Source organism: Sphingorhabdus sp. EL138 (assembly GCF_945890115.1).
GTDB lineage: Bacteria > Pseudomonadota > Alphaproteobacteria > Sphingomonadales > Sphingomonadaceae > Sphingorhabdus_B.
This window is the reverse complement of record NZ_CAMDCK010000009.1, coordinates 68,859-89,593: the sequence shown is the minus strand read 5'-3', so window position 1 is coordinate 89,593 and position 20,735 is coordinate 68,859. Positions and strand designations below refer to the sequence as shown.

At 55.3% G+C, this 20,735-nt stretch carries 20 protein-coding genes and 1 tRNA gene; 14 read left to right on the top strand and 7 right to left on the bottom strand.

The annotated features are described in order from the left end of the window. The first annotated feature begins 11 nt into the window (after positions 1-11). The 7 genes from Q0O07_RS06015 (at position 12) to Q0O07_RS05985 (ending at position 7,199) form a co-directional block, all read left to right on the top strand. Positions 12-1,064 carry a substrate-binding domain-containing protein gene (locus tag Q0O07_RS06015; protein WP_295491569.1) on the top strand — a complete coding sequence of 351 codons (1,053 nt, stop codon included), beginning with the start codon at positions 12-14 and terminating at the stop codon, positions 1,062-1,064. A gap of 126 nt (positions 1,065-1,190) precedes the next feature. Next, positions 1,191-2,579, top strand: coding sequence for a phosphate ABC transporter permease subunit PstC (gene pstC / locus Q0O07_RS06010; protein ID WP_295491632.1), 1,389 nt, complete (start codon positions 1,191-1,193; stop codon positions 2,577-2,579). Then, positions 2,572-3,837, top strand: coding sequence for a phosphate ABC transporter permease PstA (gene pstA, locus Q0O07_RS06005; protein WP_295491566.1), 1,266 nt, complete (start codon positions 2,572-2,574; stop codon positions 3,835-3,837). The genes pstC and pstA overlap by 8 nt, the downstream gene beginning before the upstream one ends. A gap of 3 nt (positions 3,838-3,840) precedes the next feature. Beyond that, positions 3,841-4,635, top strand: coding sequence for a phosphate ABC transporter ATP-binding protein PstB (pstB, locus tag Q0O07_RS06000; RefSeq protein WP_295491563.1), 795 nt, complete (start codon positions 3,841-3,843; stop codon positions 4,633-4,635). A gap of 11 nt (positions 4,636-4,646) precedes the next feature. Then, on the top strand, positions 4,647-5,318 hold the full coding sequence (gene phoU / locus Q0O07_RS05995) for a phosphate signaling complex protein PhoU (RefSeq protein ID WP_295491560.1): 672 nt from the start codon (positions 4,647-4,649) through the stop codon (positions 5,316-5,318). Positions 5,319-5,331: 13 nt separating this feature from the next. Further along, positions 5,332-6,027 (top strand): phosphate regulon transcriptional regulator PhoB, encoded by a 696-nt coding sequence (gene phoB, locus Q0O07_RS05990; RefSeq protein WP_295491557.1) that lies wholly within the window; start codon positions 5,332-5,334, stop codon positions 6,025-6,027. 269 nt (positions 6,028-6,296) lie between these two features. Then, positions 6,297-7,199 (top strand): SDR family oxidoreductase, encoded by a 903-nt coding sequence (locus Q0O07_RS05985; RefSeq protein WP_295491554.1) that lies wholly within the window; start codon positions 6,297-6,299, stop codon positions 7,197-7,199. Between the two features lie 47 nt (positions 7,200-7,246). Here the strand turns inward: Q0O07_RS05985 and Q0O07_RS05980 are convergent, their stop codons facing one another. Beyond that, a complete protein-coding gene (locus Q0O07_RS05980; protein WP_295491551.1) occupies positions 7,247-7,591 on the bottom strand; it encodes a DUF2794 domain-containing protein in 345 nt (114 codons plus the stop codon). Continuing rightward, a complete protein-coding gene (gene epsC, locus Q0O07_RS05975; RefSeq protein ID WP_295491549.1) occupies positions 7,588-8,310 on the bottom strand; it encodes a serine O-acetyltransferase EpsC in 723 nt (240 codons plus the stop codon). Before epsC ends, Q0O07_RS05980 begins: the two co-directional genes overlap by 4 nt. Positions 8,311-8,466: 156 nt before the next feature. Between epsC and Q0O07_RS05970 the strand changes: the two genes are divergently transcribed. Next, positions 8,467-9,372 (top strand): hydrogen peroxide-inducible genes activator, encoded by a 906-nt coding sequence (locus tag Q0O07_RS05970; protein ID WP_295491546.1) that lies wholly within the window; start codon positions 8,467-8,469, stop codon positions 9,370-9,372. Here the strand turns inward: Q0O07_RS05970 and Q0O07_RS05965 are convergent, their stop codons facing one another. The 3 genes from Q0O07_RS05965 to pgsA are packed head-to-tail and all read right to left on the bottom strand — an operon-like array spanning position 9,373 to position 10,638. After that, positions 9,373-9,813: a molybdenum cofactor biosynthesis protein MoaE gene (locus Q0O07_RS05965; RefSeq protein WP_295491543.1), complete on the bottom strand. Its 441-nt coding sequence runs from the start codon at positions 9,811-9,813 to the stop codon at positions 9,373-9,375. Next, complete coding sequence (gene moaD / locus Q0O07_RS05960; RefSeq protein ID WP_295491540.1) at positions 9,810-10,061, bottom strand: molybdopterin converting factor subunit 1; 252 nt, start codon at positions 10,059-10,061, stop codon at positions 9,810-9,812. Before moaD ends, Q0O07_RS05965 begins: the two co-directional genes overlap by 4 nt. 4 nt (positions 10,062-10,065) lie before the next feature. Beyond that, the gene (pgsA, locus tag Q0O07_RS05955) at positions 10,066-10,638 is read right to left on the bottom strand and encodes a CDP-diacylglycerol--glycerol-3-phosphate 3-phosphatidyltransferase (RefSeq protein WP_295491536.1); all 573 of its coding nucleotides are present in this window, start codon (positions 10,636-10,638) and stop codon (positions 10,066-10,068) included. 130 nt (positions 10,639-10,768) lie between these two features. Here pgsA and Q0O07_RS05950 point away from each other — a divergent pair, with 130 nt between their 5' ends. Together Q0O07_RS05950 and Q0O07_RS05945 are read left to right on the top strand one after the other, a co-directional pair. After that, complete coding sequence (locus Q0O07_RS05950; RefSeq protein ID WP_295491533.1) at positions 10,769-12,088, top strand: MFS transporter; 1,320 nt, start codon at positions 10,769-10,771, stop codon at positions 12,086-12,088. A gap of 37 nt (positions 12,089-12,125) precedes the next feature. Then, positions 12,126-12,848, top strand: coding sequence for an SDR family oxidoreductase (locus Q0O07_RS05945; RefSeq protein ID WP_295491531.1), 723 nt, complete (start codon positions 12,126-12,128; stop codon positions 12,846-12,848). 71 nt (positions 12,849-12,919) lie between these two features. Here Q0O07_RS05945 and Q0O07_RS05940 read toward each other — a convergent pair. Continuing rightward, positions 12,920-13,003 (bottom strand) — tRNA-Leu (locus tag Q0O07_RS05940). Between the two features lie 90 nt (positions 13,004-13,093). Next, entirely contained in the window at positions 13,094-14,503 is a 1,410-nt protein-coding gene (locus tag Q0O07_RS05935; RefSeq protein WP_295491629.1) for a coniferyl aldehyde dehydrogenase, read from the bottom strand. Between the two features lie 130 nt (positions 14,504-14,633). On the opposite strand from Q0O07_RS05935, the gene Q0O07_RS05930 reads away from it, so the two are divergent. From Q0O07_RS05930 to Q0O07_RS05915, 4 genes are all read left to right on the top strand, one after another. Then, positions 14,634-16,370 carry a class I adenylate-forming enzyme family protein gene (locus Q0O07_RS05930; RefSeq protein WP_295491530.1) on the top strand — a complete coding sequence of 579 codons (1,737 nt, stop codon included), beginning with the start codon at positions 14,634-14,636 and terminating at the stop codon, positions 16,368-16,370. Positions 16,371-16,452: 82 nt separating this feature from the next. Then, positions 16,453-17,640 carry an acetyl-CoA C-acyltransferase gene (locus tag Q0O07_RS05925; RefSeq protein ID WP_295491527.1) on the top strand — a complete coding sequence of 396 codons (1,188 nt, stop codon included), beginning with the start codon at positions 16,453-16,455 and terminating at the stop codon, positions 17,638-17,640. A gap of 21 nt (positions 17,641-17,661) precedes the next feature. Next, positions 17,662-18,327 (top strand): DJ-1/PfpI family protein, encoded by a 666-nt coding sequence (locus Q0O07_RS05920; RefSeq protein ID WP_295491524.1) that lies wholly within the window; start codon positions 17,662-17,664, stop codon positions 18,325-18,327. A gap of 71 nt (positions 18,328-18,398) precedes the next feature. After that, positions 18,399-20,591, top strand: coding sequence for a PQQ-dependent dehydrogenase, methanol/ethanol family (locus Q0O07_RS05915; RefSeq protein ID WP_295491521.1), 2,193 nt, complete (start codon positions 18,399-18,401; stop codon positions 20,589-20,591). Positions 20,592-20,735: the final 144 nt, after the last annotated feature.

Here is a 20,735-nt window from a genome sequence, read left to right as displayed (position 1 = left end):
GGACTGCCAATATGTTGAAGAAATTATCGCTTATTGCCGTAAGTGCACTCGCGCTGTCGGCGTGTAATGACCAAGCCAGCACTGGCGGCGCTGCGGGTGGCTCGCGTCAGGAAATCCGGATTGTGGGTTCTTCAACCGTGTTCCCATTTGCAAAGGCCGCATCAGAGGCATTTGCAAAGGCAGACCCATCGCGCAAATCGCCGGTATTGGAATCGACTGGCACCGGCGGCGGAATTGAGCAGTTCTGCAAGGGTGTCGGCGCAGATACGCCCGATATCGTAAATGCCTCGCGTCGCATGAAAAAGAGCGAGTTCGATAACTGCCAGAAAAATGGCGTGAAGGACGTTATCGAAGTTCAGGTTGGCATTGACGGGCTTGCGCTTGCGCAGTCGAACGAGGGCGTGAAGTTCGCATTGTCCACCGCCGATGTTTACAAGGCACTGGCTGCCAACCCATTTGGTAAGCCACAGACCGCCAAGCTTTGGTCTGACGTCAACCCAGCCCTGCCCAAATTGCCTATTTCGGCCTATGGCCCGCCAACGACTTCTGGTACGCGCGATTCATTCCATGAATTGATCATGGAAGTTGGCTGCCAGACCGATGCCGCGACCAAGGCGTTGAAAGATAGCGACGAAGACAAATATACGGCAATATGTACCGAAGTGCGCAATGATGGTGCGTTCAAGGAACAGGGTGAAAATGACAATCTGATCGTGCAGAAGCTTAGCTCCAACCCGAACATGGTCGGCATCTTTGGCTATAGCTATATGGAAGAAAATGCATCGAAGGTGCATGGCATCACCATGAATGGGGTAAACCCCACCATCGCAACGATTTCGGATGGCAGCTACCCCGGCGCGCGCAAGATGTTTATTTATGTAAAAAAAGCGCATGTCGATAAAATTCCGGGCATTAAAGATTTCGTCCTCGAATTCCTCAAGGGCGGTGTCGTCGGCGGTTATCTCACAAAATTGGGTATGATTGCGTCAAGCGATGCCGACTATAAGACGGCCAGCGACTCTGCGAACGGCCTGACCGTAATGACGGGCGCGGATTTGAAATAAAAGTGCAACAATGATGGCGTCTATGGGCTTGGATCGAATCTCCGTCTGATCCAAGCCTATGCTATTTCTGGGCGTTGTGTATGACGGGTTTCGGATCATCTGGTCCAAGGGAGCATGGTTAAGTTTATGACTGGAACGGCATTGCTCTTCCTTGTCCTTGGTCTCGGCCTGATTGGTTGGATCGCTGGGCGTGCGCGTGCCGCTGCGTTTGTGCGCAGTGCAAAAAATGGTCCGCGTGGCACCGTAAACAGCTTGCCTTATTATCACGGCTGGTTTGTCGCGATCTGCGCCATTGCGCCTGCACTTGTTTTCATGTTCATCTGGCAGTCGATTTCCCCGGCATTGGTCACCAATATGGTGCTGTCGGCCCCTGCGGCAGCCGACCTGCCGCAAGAAGGTTTTGCGCGCGCGGCGATCTTGTCGGAAGCGCGGGCGATTGCACAAGGTTTCCAAACCGCTGCGTTTCAGGATGAGAGCGAAAAGCTCGTCCCTTTATACAAAGGCGCATTGTCTTATTATAAATGGATTGGCGTTGCCGCGACATTGTTGCTGCTCTTCGCCGGCGGCGCATATGCATTCACCCGCATAAAGCCCGATTTTCGCGCCCGCAGCAAGGTCGAACGCGTTGTCATGTTCGGGTTACTGGTCGCATCACTGATTGCAATTCTTACAACGCTCGGAATTTTTGCCTCGTTGATTTTTGAATCATGGCGTTTCTTCTCGATGGTATCGCCATTTGAATTTCTGTTTGGTGCTGAATGGAACCCAAAGTCGGTTGTGACGCCCGGGGCAGACAATGGTTATGGCGCGATTCCGTTATTCTGGGGAACGATTTTCATCGGCGCGATCATCGCGATGATTGTCGCCATTCCATTGGGTTTGATGAGTGCGATTTTCCTGACGCAATATGCGTCCGCAACTGTGCGTAAATGGATGAAGCCTATCCTCGAAATTCTCGCCGGTGTGCCAACTGTGGTATATGGATATTTTGCCGCATTGACAGTGGCACCCGCTGTGCGTGACTTTGCCGTCATGCTTGGCGTCAGCAATGCGGCCTCCGACAATGCCTTGGCCGCTGGCATCGTGATGGGTGTGATGATCATACCGTTGGTGTCGTCCATGTCCGATGATAGCATTGCTGCAGTTCCCAATGCGATGCGCGACGGGAGCCTTGCCATGGGCGCCACCAAGAGCGAAACCATCAAACAGGTATTATTGCCCGCCGCCCTGCCCGGCGTTGTCGGCGGCGTATTGCTCGCCGTTAGCCGCGCGATTGGCGAAACCATGATCGTGGTAATGGCGGCGGGTTATACGGCGAACCTCACCGCTAACCCGTTTGCCACCATCACCACCGTGACCGTTCAGATTGTTGCACTTTTGACCGGTGATCAGGATTTTGGAAGCCCGCATACATTGGCGGCGTTCGCCTTGGGGCTTGCGCTGTTCGTGACAACATTCTTCCTCAATTATGTCGCTTTGCGCGTCGTGAAAAAATATCGGGAAGCATATGAGTGAAGCCATCATGGATCCGACGCCCACCGACTGGAACGGCAAAATCATGCAAAAGCGCATCGCGCGGCGCTATGCGGCCGAGCGTCGCTTTAAGGTCATGGGCTTTCTGGCTGTTACCTTGTCGACTTTGTTCCTCGCCTTTTTGCTTTTCACCATGCTGGGCCAAGGCTTGCGTGGTTTTCAACGCACCGAAATTGCGGTCGATTTTGACTTTCCCGCGTTAACGTCCGGCACAACCGCTGCTGCAATCAGTGGCCCTAACGCCGATGCCGCGCTTAATTCTATGGATATTCCCGGCATTGTTGAACTTGCCATCAGCCAGCAATATGGCGAGATCAGCGAAGGTCTTTTGACCAGTGGTGCGGCAGGCAATGTGCGGCAGATGTTAATGGATAATCCCGGCCTCGTCACATCACAGCAGCAACTGTGGTTGCCCGTGGACTCGCGATTGGATGTGGCGTTCAAGCGCGATGGTGAGCGTGCAGCCGAGCAGACAGTTGCCGCGCTGGCGCAAAAAGATGCGTTGCGCACGGGCTTTAACTGGACATTCCTGACAGGTGCCGATGCCACTGACCCATCGGCGGTTGGTATCTGGGCCGCGTTCAAGGGATCGCTGATGACCATGGCGATTACCCTGATGCTCGCTTTCCCGGTCGGCGTGCTGGCTGCGTTATATCTTGAGGAATATGCCACCAAGAACAAACTGACCGACATGATTGAAGTGTCGATCAACAATTTGGCGGCCGTGCCCTCCATCATCTTTGGTCTGTTGGGTCTGGCGGTTTTCCTGACCGTGTTCGGTATGCCGCGTTCGTCTGCATTGGTCGGCGGTTTAACGCTCGCTTTGATGACGATGCCGGTCATCGTCATTGCGGGCCGCAATGCGGTCAAGTCCGTGCCACCGTCAATCCGTGAGGCGGCGTTGGGCATTGGGGCCTCGCCTGTGCAAGTCGTTTTCCACCATGTGCTCCCGCTTGCCCTGCCCGGCATATTAACGGGCACTATTATCGGCATGGCCCGCGCCTTGGGTGAAACTGCGCCGCTGCTGATGATTGGCATGCGTGCCTTCATCCCGGCTGCACCCGAAGGTTTCACCGACGCGACAACCGCTTTGCCTGTTCAAATCTATCTTTGGTCGGACGAGGTCAATCAGGGATTTATTGAAAAAACCAGCGCCGCAATCATTGTGTTGCTGATATTCTTGTTGGGCATGAACGCCCTTGCCATCTATCTTCGCAACCGTTTTGAAACGCGTTGGTGATCTATGAAAACAAAGGACTTCAATGTGGGCGTAACCCCGGGAACAGCCAAAATATCCACTCGCAATGTGAATGTATATTATGGCGACAAGCAAGCCATTAACGACGTTTCGATCGACGTTGATCGGGAAAATGTGACCGCGTTTATCGGTCCTTCGGGTTGCGGAAAGTCCACATTCCTGCGGTCATTGAACCGGATGAACGACACCGTCGCAGGGGCCCGCGTGGAAGGCCAGATACTGCTCGACGGGGAAGACATTTATGCATCTGGCATGGATGTCGTGCAATTGCGTGCGCGCGTCGGAATGGTGTTTCAAAAGCCAAATCCATTCCCGAAATCGATTTACGACAATGTTGCTTATGGCCCACGCATCCACGGTCTCGCCAGCGGTAAGGCCGAGTTGGATCACATCGTCGAGACGTCACTCACCCGCGCTGGATTGTGGACCGAGGTCAAGGACCGCCTGAGCGAGAGCGGAACGGCGCTCTCCGGCGGTCAGCAGCAGCGTCTGTGCATTGCCCGCGCCATTGCGGTGGATCCTGAAGTCATACTGATGGATGAACCTTGCTCCGCGCTTGACCCAATCGCTACGGCGCGGATCGAGGAGTTAATTCACGACCTGCGCGGAAAATATGCTATCATCATCGTGACCCACAATATGCAGCAGGCCGCGCGCGTTTCGCAACGCACCGCCTTTTTCCATTTGGGGCATTTGATTGAATTTGGCGAAACGTCGGACATATTTACCAATCCACGCGAAGACCGCACCAAAGATTATATAACAGGCCGTTACGGTTAGGAAATTGCGATATGACCACGGGCACGAAGCACACAATCACGGCGTTTGACGACGATATGGATGAAATCCGTGGGCTCATTGCGGAAATGGGTGCGCGGGCTGAGGCTGCCGTCATTGCGGCGATGAAGGCGTTGCGCGAGCATGATACGGACACAGCCGCAATCATCCGCGCCGAAGACAAAATCATCGACGTACTCGAAACCGAAGTAGAACGACTGGTCGTCCGGACCATCGCCTTGCGCGCCCCCATGGCGGATGATTTGCGTGAACTCATCGCCGCGCTCAAAATGTCGGCGGTCATTGAACGTATTGGCGATTATGCCAAGAATATCGCTAAGCGCGTGCCGCAAATGCAGGGTAAGATTCCATTAGACGCGATGGAGCAGCTTGGCCGCATGGGTGAAATCGTCGTGGAAATGATCCGCACCGCGATGGACGCCTATGCAAAGCGCGACGTTGATCTGGCGCTTGCGGTTACGGTGCGCGACGATGTGGTGGATCAGCTTAATAAGGATTTGTTCGTAGACTTCGTTGCTTATGTCGTCAAAAATCCCGAAAATGCGACGGAAGTGGCCCATTTGCTGTTCACCGCAAAAAACCTTGAACGGATTGGCGATCACACCACCAATGTGGCGCAAATGATTTATTTTACCGAAACGGGTGAAAACCTGCCCGACGCTTAAAGCGGAGAGAGATATGCCCAAGGCGCAATTGCTATTGGTTGAAGACGACAGTGCCCTTGCCGAGCTGGTCCGCTGGCATTTTGAGCGTGAGGAGTTCGACGTCCAACACACTGGCGACGGTGAAGAGGCGCTTTTGATGGCCAAGGAGCGCACACCTGATCTGGTGTTGCTCGATTGGATGCTGGAGAATTTATCCGGCATCGAAGTATGCCGCCAACTGCGCAAGTCGGACAACACCGCCAATGTACCCATCATCATGCTAACGGCGCGCGGTGAAGAAGATGATCGCATCCGCGGGTTGGAAATCGGTGCTGATGATTATGTCACAAAGCCATTTTCACCACGTGAACTCGTTGCCCGCGCGAAGGCGGTCCTCCGCCGCGTCCGACCCGCTCTGGCTGGTGAAGCCTTGCGCTTTGGCGATGTCGAAATGGACACCGTCGCGCATAAGGTGAAACGCGGCGGTAAGCAGGTGCCTTTGGGTCCGACCGAGTACCGGCTGCTCAAGCATTTCCTCGAATATCCAGGCCATGTCTTTTCGCGTGAGCGCTTGCTCGATAGCGTCTGGGGCCATGACAGCGACATCGAAATCCGCACCGTTGATGTCCATATCCGCCGTCTGCGCAAGGCCTTGAACGAAGGCTTTGACAGCGACATCATCCGGACGGTCCGTTCGGCGGGCTATTCGTTGGACCAAGACGCCGTCTAAAAGGAAATCGGTCCGCGCGCGGAAACGCCAAACCCGATCAGCGTTGCAAGTGCGTTGGCAAAACAGCGCGAATTCGTTGCGGCTGCCTGCGAATTAGAACCTCCATTGATGACGCGTGGAAGGCAATTTGGTGATCCTTACCCTAGGATTAAATTCTCTGTTCGTGCCAGTTTTTCCAACCTTGCTTTACGCTTGCGTCAAGTGACGGGCCATGCCAAAACGCGAGCAAATGTGGCGGCTTTGTCCGTTATGCTTATTGGAGATAGACTATGACCATCAGTTTTAAAGACAAGGTTGCAATTGTGACGGGTGCAGGCGGCGGTTTGGGCAAGGCTTATGCCCTTGAACTCGCCAAGCGCGGTGCCAAAGTGGTGGTTAATGATCTGGGCGGCGCACGCGACGGTACGGGCACATCTGATGCAGCGGCGCAGGTCGTTGAGCAAATCAAAGCCGCTGGCGGCGAAGCGATAGCAAATGGCGGCAGCGTTACCGAATATGACCAAATGGTCGAAATGGTGGCAAAGGCAAAAGAGGCCTTTGGCGGCGTCCACATCCTGATCAACAATGCCGGTATCTTGCGTGACAAAAGCTTTGCCAAGATGGACATGCCCGATTTCGATCTGGTGCTTCAGGTCCATGTCATGGGCTCGGCCAATTGCACTAAGGCCGTGTGGGACATAATGCGCGACCAGGCCTATGGCCGTATCTTGATGACCACCTCGTCAACTGGTCTGTACGGCAATTTCGGCCAAGCCAATTATGGCGCAGCAAAGCTTGGGCTGGCCGGCTTTACCAAGACGCTCCATTTGGAAGGCGCGAAATATAATGTCCGCGTCAACTCGCTTGCGCCCGTCGCTGGCACACGCATGACCGAAGATATTTTCCCAGAGGGGCTGTTTGAACAATTCACCCCCGAAAATGTCGTTCCAGCCGCGCTCTATTTGGTCAGCGAAGATGCGCCGACCAACATGATCATCGGCGCTGGCGGCGGCGGCTATCACGCGGCCTATGTCACCATGACCCCCGGCGTCGCGTTGCGTCAGGAAGACCGCAATGTCGAAGGTTTCGCCGCAGCATGGGACAAGATCATCGACCGCACCGGCGAAACGGTGCCGCAATCGGGCGGCGAACAATCCGTCGCCGTCATGAAGGCGTTGCAAGCCCTCGGTTAAGGCATCCCAATGCGATCTTAAAAAGCCCGGTCTTTGGCCGGGCTTTTTTATGCGTCGACCAGTTTCATCAACTTGCGTTCGACAGGCGCCAGCACTGGCCCCAGATCATGGCCACGTTTCAGGATCGCGCCGCCTTCGCCGACCAACGCCCACATGCCTTGGCGGTTGCGCAAGGCGGGGCGTTTTTCGATGCGATATTCGGGGCGCTCGGTCGCGCGGCGGAACATGCTGAACACAGCGGCGTCGCGGCCCAAATCAATGGCATAATCGCGCCAGTTTCCCGCCGCGACCATCCGACCATATAGGTTCAGGATCTGCGTCAGCTCATTTTTTTCAAAGCCGACCTGATTGTGGCGGCTAACCCCGGGAAAGGGCGTGATGACGGCGCTCAACTGACCTTGCGTCCCTTGGTTGAACGCGGCTTGGCAGGCGTCACATTGGAGGCGGCATCGCGCTGTGCCATCAACTCGGCCACTTTCTTGCGCAAGCTTTCAATCTCGCATTGCATGATCTCAAGGCTTTGCGTCGCAGGATCGAACATTTCGCGGCAGGGCGTGCCATATGGCATGAAATCCCGCGCATAGGTTTCGGCATTTACCAAGGTCGAACGCGCTTTTTGACCAACCATGGTCGCGCCTGCTGGCACATCGTCTGTCACGACCGCAGCCGCGCCAATACGCGCACGTTCACCAACCGTAATGGGCCCCAATATCTGCGCACCCGAACCGATGATGACATCATCCAATATCGTCGGATGCCGCTTTCCACCAATTCCCGTCGTCGGATTGGTCCCGCCAAGCGTGACATTTTGATACATGGTCACGTTGTCGCCGATTTCCGCCGTTTCGCCAATCACGCTAAAGCCATGGTCGAGGAAAAAATTGCTGCCAATTTTCGCGCCAGGGTGGATATCTATACCCGTCAGGAAGCGCGCAAAATGATTGACCAGCCGCGCCAGAAAAAACATATGCCCCAAAAACAACCAATGCGCGATGCGGTGATAGCCCACGGCCCATACGCCGGGATATAATAATATCTCCCAACGTGAGCGCGGCGCCGGGTCGCGTTCTTTGATCGAGTCGAGATAGTCGATGAGATTAGAAATAAACATAATGACACTTCTGGCCTTTGCCGGACCCGTTGATTGTATCCAAGCTAAGACGTTCGGGTGGGTTTTTCCAGCAAAGGATGCAGTTTGCCGATATTTATATCTATAAAAATTGGTAAAAACGATTATATACTCCCTATTGATTAATAGGAACGATTTATGAGCACATATCTTCCAACCCTAAAACAGCTGCAATATCTGGTGGCACTGCAAGAGCATGGCCATTTTGGAAAGGCCGCAGAGGCCACTTTCGTCACGCAATCGACGCTCTCAGCGGGCATCCGCGAGTTAGAGTCCTTGCTTGGCCTGATGTTGGTGGAGCGTACGCGCCGCGTTGTTCGCTTCACGCCGCTGGGCAACAAGATGGTAGCCAAGGCCCACCGCATATTGCGTGAAGCAGAGGAGCTGGCGGAAATGGCACGTTCAGCGGGCACGCCATTGGCCGATGATCTTCGGATGAGTGTCATTCCCACGATCGCGCCGTTTTTGCTGCCCAAATTATTGCCCGCATTGCGCAAGCAATATCCCGACCTGAAATTATATTTGCGCGAAGAAGCCAGCGCCGCCGCAATTGACGCCTTGCATCATGGACAGGTCGATTGTGTATTGCTGGCGCTGCCCTTTGCCGCTGGCGATATTGAAAAAGCGACTTTGTTTAATGACCGCTTGTTTGTGGCATTTCCCAAGGACGACCCGCGCGACCCGCCCGAGAGCATCAAGCCCGAACTGATCGATGAAAGCCGCCTGCTTTTGCTGGTCGATGGCCATTGCTTGAAAGACCATGCTCTGGCCGCCTGCAACCGCCCCGAAATACGCGCCTTTGCCACGATGCTGGGAACGTCGCTGCATACTTTGGTGCAAATGGTCGATAACGGCCTTGGCATTACGATCATCCCCGAAATGGCCGTTAAAGCGGGATTGTTAAACGGCACCGATGTGCAGGCGCGCCCGTTAAACGCAGAATATGCGTCCCGCGAGATAGCGCTTGTTTGGCGCACAAACAGTCCCCGGCGTGAGGAGTTTGAACTTCTGGCGGACGCGCTGCGCGGTTTGCACGCCGCATAATTATGCCCAGCGTTCGGCGCGGGCGTCATCGCTCGCTTTGGCGTCGACCCATTTTGCAGTGCCATCGGCATAATGCTCGCGCTTCCAAAATGGCGCTTCGGTCTTCAACCGGTCAATGAGGAACGCCGTTGCCTCCAGTGCCGCCGCCCTGTGTAGCGAAGCGGCGCCGACAACGACCACAGGAGCGCCCACAGGCACAATTCCGACGCGGTGTGTGATGATGGCGCCCAGCAACGACCATCGCGCTGTGGCGGCTTCTATGAGGCTTGAAAGACTTGCCTCGGTCATGCCGGGATAATGCTCCAATTCAATCGCGGTTACCCCGCCATCATCGCGCGCGATACCCGTGAAACTCGACACCGCACCGCCGCCAAGACCCGCAAGGGCAGCCAAGCCCTCATCGGGCTGGATCGCCGCGTTGCTAATCCGTACTATTTTCATCCGCCGGTGACCGGAGGAAAGATCGCCAGTTCTTGCGCCGCACCAAGCAGAGCATCGTCCGCAACCATTTCTTGGTCCAACGCGAAGCGCAGGCGTGAAAGGTCCTGTAATGCGCAGGCATGTTCTTCGGAACGCGCGGAAATCCAAGCCACAAGATCGCCAACACTGCGGGCATCCTGCGGCACATCGCATTCTTCGGATGACAGCCCAATCGCTTCGCGCACACGCGCAAAATACACCAATTTCATGGCGTCAATCCATATGCTTTATGCCGACGCGCAGATAATCCCAGCCGGTAATCATCGTCAGCACTGCGGCGATCCATAACAACAGCAACGCCAGTTGCTTCAGCAAAATCCAGTCCGGCAGCGCCCCAGCCAAAATGACACCGCCAAGCGAGACCAATTGAAAAGTCGTTTTCCATTTGGCAAGTTTGGACACGGGCACCGAAATCTGAAGCCCTGCCAAAAACTCGCGCAAGCCCGATACAATCATTTCACGCAGTAAGATGATGAGCGCGGCAATCACATGCCACCCCTCCACATCGCGGGTGAACACCAACATCAGGATAACAGCGGCAATCATGATTTTGTCCGCAATGGGATCAAGAAAAACGCCCAATTTTGACACTGTCCCGTGCGCGCGGGCGAGATAGCCGTCGAAATAATCGGTGATGCCCATCAGGCAATACAACACAAATGCTAAGGCATAATCGAGCGGCATCGGCTGCACGCTTATTGGCTTGGTCCCCGGCCACAACAGGAAAACCAAAATGGGCACGGCGAAGATTCGCGATAGAGTTAGAAGATTGGGCAGGCTCAGCATGACGCACCGATAGCGTGCTGCGCAGGTAAAATCACCTGACTATTTAACCGCGAACCGAAATGCGCTTTGCCATGCTTCCCACCGGCAGCTAAGGCACGGGGCATGCTCCGCATGGGAAACCGGTAAATTTATGGCCACAACAATGTCCTTGATGAACAAGCGCCGCTTTCTGCCGCTTTTCGTCACCCAGTTATTGGGCGCATTTAACGATAATTTGTTTAAGAATGCGATGGTGTTGTTTGTCGTTTACGGTGTGTACGATGATGAAAAGGCCGAGGCTTTGTTCAGCGCGGTCGCAACCGCCATATTCATCATTCCATTTTTCCTTATGTCGGCTGTGGCCGGACAGTTGGCTGACACGCGCGACAAGGCTGCTATCATCCGTGTCGTCAAATTTTGCGAGATACTGATCATGCTGGTTGGCGGGCTCGGTCTTGTGCTGGCGTGGATCGGCTTTGGCATCAACCTGATCGCAATTCCGCTGATGATGCTCGCTCTGTTTGCAATGGGCGTGCACTCGACATTTTTCGGCCCCATAAAATACGCGATTCTGCCTCAGCATCTGGAAGAGGACGAAGTACTTGGCGGTACCGGGCTAGTCGAAGCCGGGACCTATATTGCCATTTTGCTCGGTACCATATTAGCCGGCGTTATCGAGGTCGAATGGGCCGCCCTTGGCGTCGTAATTGTTGCGGTCATTGGCTATTTTACCGGGCGGCAGGTGCCACCCGCTCCACCCGAGCGTGTTGAAACCAGCTTAGATTGGCATATCCTGCGTTCGTCGATTAATCTTATCAAAAGCACAATGCATATCCGCAAATTATATCTCGCTATCGTCTCAATCAGCTTTTTTTGGACGATTGGAGCGGTGTTGTTTATCCAGTTTCCGCCACTGGCAAAAAATGTGCTGGGCGCCGACAAGGAAGTCGCAAGCCTGTTTCTTGCGATATTTTCGGTTGGAATTGCGATTGGCTCTGTAGCCATAAATCGCTTGCTAAAGGGGCAGGTTTCCGCGCGCTACGCGCCGGCCAGCGTTATCGTCATGGGACTGTTTGTTGTCGTGTTCTTTTTTGTCTGTCGCAACTGGCACCTGATTGGCCCGGGCGAGCTATATGACATTGCGAGCTTTGTGAAACATCCCGACGCGGCTCTGCTGCTGCTGTCGTTGCTCGGGATCGCGGTTTCGGGAGGAATGTTCGTCGTACCGCTTTATGCGTTCCTGACCACTACTGTCCCCAAGGACCAGACCGCACGGACTGTGGCGGCAAACAATATCGTTAACTCGGGAGCGATGGTATTAGGGTCGCTGATTGCGCTGGGGCTGAGCGCCGCAGGCGTGACAATCGTCAACCAGTTGTTGCTGGGCGCAGCGATGTGCCTGATATCGGCTTGGATGGCATGGCGGCTACACAAAGCATGTGACGATGCCGCACCTCAGGTCACGTCATAGGTCGGATGTTCGCAACGAAAAGGGTTGGAAGCATAGCATGAAAATCACAGGCAAAACCGCATTGGTGACCGGCGGAACAGACGGCATTGGCTTAGAAATCGCGCGTCAGTTAATGACAAAAGGCGCAAGCCTGATTGTCTGCGGCCGCCGCGAAGACGCGCTGGCATTGGCACGCAGGGAAGGTTTTGAGGCCATTCAAGCTGACCTGTCCACCGCCGCTGGCTGCGCGGCCCTTGCCGCTGCTGTGGCGGATAGGTCCATCGATATGCTGATCAATAATGCCGGGATGAGCGGGAATTTCGGCCCCGGCGAGCCGCTTGATCTTGCGCTGACAGATCAGGCCGTTTTCCTGAACCTCAACGCACCATTGCATCTGATTGGCCATTTCCTGCCGGGTTTGTTGCAGCGGCAAGAGGCGGTGATTGTCAATGTCACCTCGGGCCTTGCCATTGCACCGCGCGCTGGCGGCCCTGTTTATTGCGCCACTAAGGCGGGCTTACGCAGCTTCACCCAATCGCTGCGCCATAACTTACGCGACACCAACGTCGTTGTGATTGAAGCGCTGCCGCCGGTTGTAGACACCGCGATGACGCGTGGCCGGATGAACGGCAATAAAATGTCGGCCAAGCAATGTGCGGCGGAAATCGTCGATGCCATTGCGACCAATGCCCCGGAGGCCAATGTCGGCATGGTTAAGATTCTACGGATGATATATTCAATCTCACCAGCGCTTGTTCGGCGGATCATGATCAAATTCTAAGCAGCAGCCAGCACCAACAAAGTTGGTTTCCCGTTTGGGACAGCCGCAATCTGCAATTTCAGGAAAATAAGTGGTGCCCCAGGCCCGACTCGAACGGGCACTCCTTTCGGAACAGGATTTTGAATCCAGCGCGTCTACCATTCCACCACTGGGGCACATCTTTTTCAGGCGAACCCGACAAAGCGGAGGCCCCTCTAACCGAGCCTCCGCCATGATGCAAGTGCATCCTTATCTCTTCAGTTCCGCTATTTTTTCAGCTCTTTTGCCAATGTCTTGAGCGTAGCCTTGCCATAAGGGGCCTTGAACCCGCCCATGCCAGCAACATCGACGCCGGTCTGGCGGTAGACAGCCCGCATATGGCTGAACGTTTTGAACCCGTCGGCGCCATGATAATTGCCCATGCCCGATGGCCCAACGCCGCCAAAGGGCAGGTCTTCCATCGCATTGTGGAAGACCACATCGTTCACCGTAACACCGCCGGAAACAGTCCGCGTCAGCACGCGTTCTTCCTCGGCCTTGTCCGATCCGAAATAATAAAGGCCAAGTGGCCGGTCATGCGCGTTCACATAATCAATGGCTTCCTCCATCGATGAATAAGTCATCACGGGCAGGATTGGGCCAAATATCTCCTCCTGCATTACCTTCATATCGTCGGTAACATTGCGCACGATGGTCAGCGGCATTTTGTTGCCGTTGGACGTGGCAAATTCCTCATTGGCTGGGTTAATCTCAATGATCTCCGCACCCTTTTCGCGCGCATCGTCGAGATAGCCCTGCAACCGTTCATAATTGCGGCCATTCACGACAGATGTGTAATCGTCATTACGCAGCAAGGTCGGATATTGCGCAGTGACGCCGGCCTTAATGGCTTCAATCACATCATGCTCCTGATCGCTTGGCACCAACAGATAGTCGGGCGCGAGGCAGATTTGCCCCGCATTCATCATCTTGCCCAACGCGATCCGCTCGCCCGCTTTTTTCTTATCCGCGCTGCGGCCCACGATAGTCGGCGACTTGCCGCCAAGTTCCAACGTGACCGGCACCAGATTGTCAGCGGCGGCGCGCATGATATGTTTGCCGACGCTTGTCGCGCCCGTGAAGATCATATGGTCAAAGGCCAGCTTGGAAAATGCCATGCCGACGTCAGCGCCGCCGGTGAAAACCGCCATTTCCTCTTCCGCGAAATATTTGGGCACAAGTTCTTCAAACAACGCCGACACCCGCTCTGTAAATTCAGATGGCTTGATCATGGCGCGGTTACCGGCGGCAAGGATCCCCGCCATTGGCACCATCACCATGCCAACAGGGAAGTTCCAAGGCGCAACGACGCCGACCACACCCTTGGGCTGGAACACGACCTCGGCCTTTGCACCGATCAGACCCAACGGAAAGGTGGGCTTGCGCTTCTCGCCCTTGGCCCAGCTTTCAAAATGCTTCTTGGCATGCTTCATCGCGCTAACCGAAGGCATGATATCGGTCAGCAACGTCTGTTCACGGCTGCGATGGCCGAAATCTGCCGAGACGGCCTTTGCAAAATCTTCGGCATGGTCGATCAGCAACGCAATCGCGCGGTCGATGCGGTCACGGCGCACCGACATGGCCTCTGGCATAGCGGCGGTGAAGGCTGCGCGCTGTTTTTCCAGCACAGTCTGCATATTAGCGGTCAATTTCTCTCTCCCTTTCATCAGTTGATGAATTGCTAGCGCGAAGCGTTGCACATTGAAACCATTTTGGCGTATCGACAGAGCGAACATGCGCAAAGCGTGGCTATCGAATGGAGAGAACATGATCGAGGCAGGCAAAAAATGGACGCCACCTGCGGGTTGGCCAGTGATCAGCCGTGATCAGGTAAAGGCCAGCCTATGCGCGCCGGGCATGCCATTTGAAATGGACACTGCCGTCATTGAAGGCGTGCCAACGCGCGTCTGGAAAAATGCGTTACCCAATCTGGCGGTGCTGGCCGGACATGCCAAAGCGTCATTCGGTGACCGCGAATTTGTGGTGTTTGAGGATGAACGCGTCACATATGATTCTTGGCACCGGGCCGTTGCGTCATTGGCGCAGGCGCTAATAGAATGCGGCGTTAAAAGGGGTGACCGCGTAGGTCTTGCTATGCGCAACCTGCCCGAATGGCCAGTCGCCTTTTTCGCCGCTGCGGTAACTGGCGCGATTGTCGTGCCGTTGAACGCGTGGTGGACGGGCGAAGAACTGGCCTTTGGTATGGCCGATTCGGGCGCTGCCGTTTTGATCTGCGATGCAGAACGCTGGGAACGCATCGCGCCCCACAAGGCGGAGATGCCCGCGCTGCAGCATGTCATGGTTACGCGTGGCGGTGACGCCGCGATGGCAGAGTTCGCTATTGCGCTCGAAAGTGTGATTGGCGGACCAAAAGATTATTCTGATTTGCCAGACCTTGCGTTGCCCGATGTCGCAATAGCGCCAGACGATGCCGTCACTATTTTCTACACCAGCGGTACAACCGGCAAACCCAAAGGCGCATTGGGATCACATCGCAATTTACTCACCAATGGCCTTTCCAGCGCGTATTCGGGCGCCGCGACCGTGCTGCGCCGTGGTGATGCTTTGCCTGAACCAAGCATTCGGGCTTCCTTGCTGGTGATCCCGATGTTCCACGTCACCGCCTGTTCTGCATCGATGATTCCCACGATTCAAGCTGGCCACAAAATCATATTCCTGCACAAATGGGACACAGTGAAGGCGTTCGAGATTATTGAGCGCGAGAAGATCAATGCCACAGGCGGCGTGCCGTTTATCGCTTGGCAGTTGATCGAGCATCCCGACCGTGAAAAATATGATCTCAGCTCCATCGATGCGATCAGCTATGGCGGTGCGCCATCTGCACCTGAATTGGTGAGCAAAATTTACGAAATCTTCGGCGCATTCCCCGGCAATGGCTGGGGCATGACCGAAACCATGGCGACCGTAACTTCACATATAGCCGAAGATTATCTCAACCGGCCGGATAGCTGCGGGCCAGCGGTTGCTGTGTCCGACCTGAAAATCATGTCCGAGGACGGCACGACGGAGTTACCCGTTGGAGCGGTTGGCGAATTATGGGCACGCGGCCCGCAAATCGTCAAAGGATATTGGAACCGCCCCGACGCCACCGCCGAAACATTTGTCGATGGCTGGGTCCGTACCGGCGACCTTGCGCGCTTAGATGACGAAGGTTTCTGCTTCATCGTTGACCGCGCAAAGGACATGATCATTCGCGGCGGCGAGAATATCTATTCGTCGGAAGTTGAAAATATCCTCTACGAACATCCCGCTGTGACCGATGCTGCTTTGGTCGGCATACCGCATCAGACCTTAGGCGAAGAACCCGCAGCCGTTGTGCATTTGGCACCCGGCATGACGGCAACAGAGGAAGAGCTTCGATTTTATGTCAGCGAACGTCTGGCGAAGTTCAAGGTGCCAGTAAAAATCATCTTCACCCAAGATACTTTGCCGCGCAACGCCAATGGCAAGATCCTGAAACGCGATTTGAAGGCCCTTTTCTAAGGCGGCAATAGGGACGATTCACATTTGTTTTTGATGGTCCGGCGGCCTATAACACGCCAAATCGAAACTAAAGGTATCTCCCATGCACCACGCCGATCCCGTCGTAATCCTGTCTTATGCCCGTACGCCCATGGGCGGGATGCAGGGGGCATTGGCCGATATTTCCGCAACTGACCTTGGCGCAACAGCGGTAAAGGCCGCAGTAGAGCGCTCCGGCGTCGATGGCGCGATGATTGAGCGCATCTATATGGGCTGCGTCTTGCCCGCAGGCTTGGGTCAAGCCCCTGCCCGTCAGGCGGCTATCAAGGCTGGCTTGCCTAAATCGATACAAGCAACGACGGTGAACAAAGTATGCGGCTCTGGCATGCAGACCGTCATCATGGGCAGCGAGGCACTGGCCGCAGGGTCGGTCGATTATGTCATCGCGGGCGGCATGGAAAGCATGACCAACGCGCCCTATTTGTTAAAAAAGCACCGCAGCGGCGCCCGCATCGGGCATGATACGGCCTATGACCATATGTTCCTTGACGGCTTGGAAGACGCCTATGAGGCTGGCCGCGCCATGGGCACATTCGCGCAAGACACTGCCAATGATTACCAACTGACTCGCGCGGCGCAAGATGCGTATGCGATTGAATCGCTACGCCGCGCACAAAACGCGATTGCCGATGGCGCGTTCAAGCAGGAAATCGTGGCCGTGACCGTTGCCACCCGCAAGGGCGATGTCATAGTCGATACCGACGAACAACCCGGCAAGGGCATGCCCGACAAAATCCCGACATTGAAAGCGGCATTTGCCAAGGACGGCACGATTACCGCGGCCACCAGCTCATCCATCTCCGATGGTGCAGCGGCGCTTGTCCTCACGCGTCAGTCGGTCGCCGATGCCAACGGACAAACAGCCATTGCCCGCATTGTCGCCCATGCCGCGCACGCGCAGGAACCATCGGCCTTCACCACTGCACCTGTCGGCGCGATCAACAAATGCCTGGAAAAGGCGGGTTGGACCATCGATGATGTGGATCTGTTTGAAGTGAATGAGGCTTTTGCCTGCGTCGCCATGTTCGCGATGCACGATCTAGGCATATCGCATGACAAGATGAACGTGCATGGCGGCGCGACCGCACTTGGCCACCCTATTGGGGCATCGGGCGCGCGGATCATCACAACCTTGGTCGCGGCGCTGCAACGTCATGGCAAGAGCCGCGGCATCGCGTCCTTGTGCATTGGCGGCGGTGAAGCAACGGCGCTCGCGATTGAGATTATCTAAACGGTTATTACGCGCGGCAATATGCATATCGTTTTCGTCCTGTTCGACAATGTCACCCAGCTCGATTTCACCGGGCCAGTGCAGTTTCTGTCTCGCCTGCCTGGCGCAGTGGTGCATGTCGTTAGCAAAGACGGCGGTGCGGTCACGACCGACTGCGGTTTCTCGATCCTGCCAAGCGCCGGCTTTGCCGATTGTCCGCAAGCTGACATTTTATGCGTGCCCGGCGGCCACGGCGTCCGCGACGCGATTGCCGACACCGCCATTGTCGATTTTGTGCGCCAGCAAGCCAAGGGTGCCGATTATATCACCAGCGTGTGTACCGGCGCCTTCATCCTTGGCGCGGCAGGGTTGCTTCATAACAAAAAGGCAACATGCCATTGGGCCTATACGCAGTTGCTGCCCCTGTTCGGCGCAACGCACGCGCCAGCGCGCGTTGTGCGTGACGGAAATTTAATCACCGCAGGCGGCGTCACATCCGGCATTGATTTCGCGCTTGAACTCATTGCGGCAATCTCTGGCGAGAATGTCGCAAGGACCATCCAATTGGCGCTCGAATATGACCCCGCGCCTCCCTTTGGCGGCGGTTCGCTTGCAAGTTCCTCAGATGATACAGTCCGTAATCTGCGTGCAGATGTTTACGACAAGGCCGCTGCCGAAATGAAAATTGCCATTCAACAGATAATTTAATCCGACGATTAAATTCATACTGGACGTAAGCGCGGCATCGGCATAGCTTCCTCCTTCGGGGGAGAGATGATATGACATATAAGCTTTTAGCCGCAGCTGCAGTATTAAGCGCGGCATTGCTGCTGGGTTCCTGCCAGAAATCGGGGGTAGACTCGGACAATCCAGCCTTTGCCGCGATTGATGGTGATTATCTAAAAACTGGTGGCGATGGCTCCAACTGGGCGATGACCGGCTTCAATTATGATGAACAACGGCACAGCCCGTTGAAGATGATTAATGACAGCAACGTGCAAGATTTGGGCATCGCCTGGTTTGCCGACTTACCCGATGCGCGCGGCCAAGAAGCAACGCCGGTGGTGGTCGATGGCAAAATGTTTATCTCCACCGCATGGTCCAAGGTTTTTGCCTATGACGCCAAAACCGGCAAGCCATTATGGGGCTTCGATCCCAAAGTCGACAAAGCGCGCGGCGTCAAAGCCTGCTGCGACGTCGTTAATCGCGGGGTCGCGTTTTGGAAAGGCAGCGTTTTCGTAGGGACCATCGACGGCCGCTTGATCTCGCTTGATGCCAGTACTGGAAAGCAGAATTGGAGCGCGCAGACGCTTGATCTGGAATCAAACGGCACCATTACGGGCGTCCCGCGTGTGGTGAAGGATAAGGTTGTCATTGGCTTTGGTGGCGCTGAATTTGGTGCACGCGGGTATGTCACGGCTTATGATGCAGCGACTGGTAAAAAGGAATGGCGTTTCTACACCACGCCCAATCCCAAGGGTGAACCCGACAACGCGGCCAGCGACAATATTCTGAAAAGCGCAGCGACCAAAACCTGGAGCGCAAAGCCCAAAAAGGGCGACTGGCGTGAAAGCGGTGGCGGCGGGACTGTGTGGGACGCGATTGTCTATGATGCCGAACTGGATCAGCTTTATCTCGGTGTCGGCAATGGCAACCCTTGGAACCATGGTATTCGTTCCAATGGTGAAGGCGACAATTTGTTCCTGTCCTCCATCGTCGCGCTAAAACCCGATACCGGCGAATATGTCTGGCATTATCAGGAAACACCAGCCGAAAGCTGGGACTATACCGCGACGCAGCCAATCATCTTGGCGACTGAAACGCGTGGCGGCAAAAAACGCAAAGTTCTTTACCACGCACCTAAAAACGGATTTTTCTTCACGATAGACCGACTGAATGGCAAATTGCTGTCAGCCGATCCCTTCATTGACGGCATAACCTGGGCGAGCGGGTATGATTTGAAAACAGGGCGTCCGATTGAAAACCCGGAAGCGCGCTATGAGAAAACCGGCAAGCTATATATAGCGAACCCGTCCGCACTTGGCGCGCATAATTGGCACCCGATGAGCTTTAATCCCGCCACTGGCCTTGTCTATATTCCCGCTATGTATATCGGCGGCGCTTATCTCCCGCCGATTGCGCCTAATGAGATGGAGCGTAAGAAGCTTGGCTTTAATACTGGCGGCGCGATGGCGACGGCGGATTTGCCCGATGACACCAATTTCGTCAAAGCGGTGAAAGCCGCCACGACTGGCAAATTGGTGGCCTTTGACCCCAAAACTGGCAAGGCGAAATGGACCGTTGACCATCCCGCATCGTGGAATGGCGGAACAATGACCACTGCCGGCAACTTGGTGTTCCAAGGCACGGCGATGGGCGAATTCCGCGCTTATGCCGCCGACACGGGTAAGCAATTGTATAATTTGAACGTGCAATCGGGGGTCTTATCCGGCGCGTCGACTTACACCGTCGATGGTGAACAATATGTGGCGTTCCTGACCAGCAAAGGTGGCGCGTTTCCGTTGGTGTCGGGCTATGTCGGGGCAACCAGTGCTGCGGTGCCAAACCTGCCGCGTTTGATCGTGCTAAAACTGGGCGGGAAAATCGCTTTGCCCGCCTTGCCAGAAACCCCACCTTACGTATGGCAACCGACCAAGCAGTTCGGGACGCCAGCCGATATCGCAGCCGGCGGATCAAACTATCAACGTTATTGCCTCGTCTGCCACGGCCCCGGCGCGGTTGGCAACGGCGTGCTGCCTGACTTACGCAAATCCGGCACGATTGCCGATGCCGCCACGTGGAAATCCGTTGTCATCGACGGCATTTTGAAAGGCAACGGCATGGTCAGCTTTAGCAGCGTGCTGACGCCGAAGGAGGCAGAGCAAGTGCGCGCTTATGTGGTCAGCCGCGCGCATTATGCAAAGGCGAATGACGCGGCCTTGAGTGGTGGTGCAAAAAAGGCGGCGAAGTAAAATCTGCTGCCCATGAATCTGGCATCTGCCTAAAATTTAGGCAGATGCCATTGCCGCAATCGTTTAAAAATCCCCCGTTTGTGCGTCACCCGATTTGGCACGATACTTGATAAGCAGTCTCTATCATCCGTGCGCGCGGAGCCT

Excerpts from the sequence above, each read along its gene's own strand:
- Q0O07_RS05915 (WP_295491521.1), top strand. The coding sequence starts at position 18,399 with ATGACATATAAGCTTTTAGCCGCAGCTGCAGTATTAAGCGCGGCATTG.
- phoB (WP_295491557.1), top strand. The coding sequence starts at position 5,332 with ATGCCCAAGGCGCAATTGCTATTGGTTGAAGACGACAGTGCCCTTGCC.
- Q0O07_RS05930 (WP_295491530.1), top strand. The coding sequence starts at position 14,634 with ATGATCGAGGCAGGCAAAAAATGGACGCCACCTGCGGGTTGGCCAGTG.
- Q0O07_RS05945 (WP_295491531.1), top strand. The coding sequence starts at position 12,126 with ATGAAAATCACAGGCAAAACCGCATTGGTGACCGGCGGAACAGACGGC.
- epsC (WP_295491549.1), bottom strand. The coding sequence starts at position 8,310 with ATGTTTATTTCTAATCTCATCGACTATCTCGACTCGATCAAAGAACGC.
- Q0O07_RS05970 (WP_295491546.1), top strand. The coding sequence starts at position 8,467 with ATGAGCACATATCTTCCAACCCTAAAACAGCTGCAATATCTGGTGGCA.
- Q0O07_RS05920 (WP_295491524.1), top strand. The coding sequence starts at position 17,662 with ATGCATATCGTTTTCGTCCTGTTCGACAATGTCACCCAGCTCGATTTC.
- Q0O07_RS05925 (WP_295491527.1), top strand. The coding sequence starts at position 16,453 with ATGCACCACGCCGATCCCGTCGTAATCCTGTCTTATGCCCGTACGCCC.
- pstB (WP_295491563.1), top strand. The coding sequence starts at position 3,841 with ATGAAAACAAAGGACTTCAATGTGGGCGTAACCCCGGGAACAGCCAAA.
- Q0O07_RS05950 (WP_295491533.1), top strand. The coding sequence starts at position 10,769 with ATGGCCACAACAATGTCCTTGATGAACAAGCGCCGCTTTCTGCCGCTT.
- pstC (WP_295491632.1), top strand. The coding sequence starts at position 1,191 with ATGACTGGAACGGCATTGCTCTTCCTTGTCCTTGGTCTCGGCCTGATT.
- Q0O07_RS05935 (WP_295491629.1), bottom strand. The coding sequence starts at position 14,503 with ATGCAGACTGTGCTGGAAAAACAGCGCGCAGCCTTCACCGCCGCTATG.
- phoU (WP_295491560.1), top strand. The coding sequence starts at position 4,647 with ATGACCACGGGCACGAAGCACACAATCACGGCGTTTGACGACGATATG.
- pstA (WP_295491566.1), top strand. The coding sequence starts at position 2,572 with ATGAGTGAAGCCATCATGGATCCGACGCCCACCGACTGGAACGGCAAA.
- Q0O07_RS05985 (WP_295491554.1), top strand. The coding sequence starts at position 6,297 with ATGACCATCAGTTTTAAAGACAAGGTTGCAATTGTGACGGGTGCAGGC.
- pgsA (WP_295491536.1), bottom strand. The coding sequence starts at position 10,638 with ATGCTGAGCCTGCCCAATCTTCTAACTCTATCGCGAATCTTCGCCGTG.
- Q0O07_RS06015 (WP_295491569.1), top strand. The coding sequence starts at position 12 with ATGTTGAAGAAATTATCGCTTATTGCCGTAAGTGCACTCGCGCTGTCG.
- moaD (WP_295491540.1), bottom strand. The coding sequence starts at position 10,061 with ATGAAATTGGTGTATTTTGCGCGTGTGCGCGAAGCGATTGGGCTGTCA.
- Q0O07_RS05965 (WP_295491543.1), bottom strand. The coding sequence starts at position 9,813 with ATGAAAATAGTACGGATTAGCAACGCGGCGATCCAGCCCGATGAGGGC.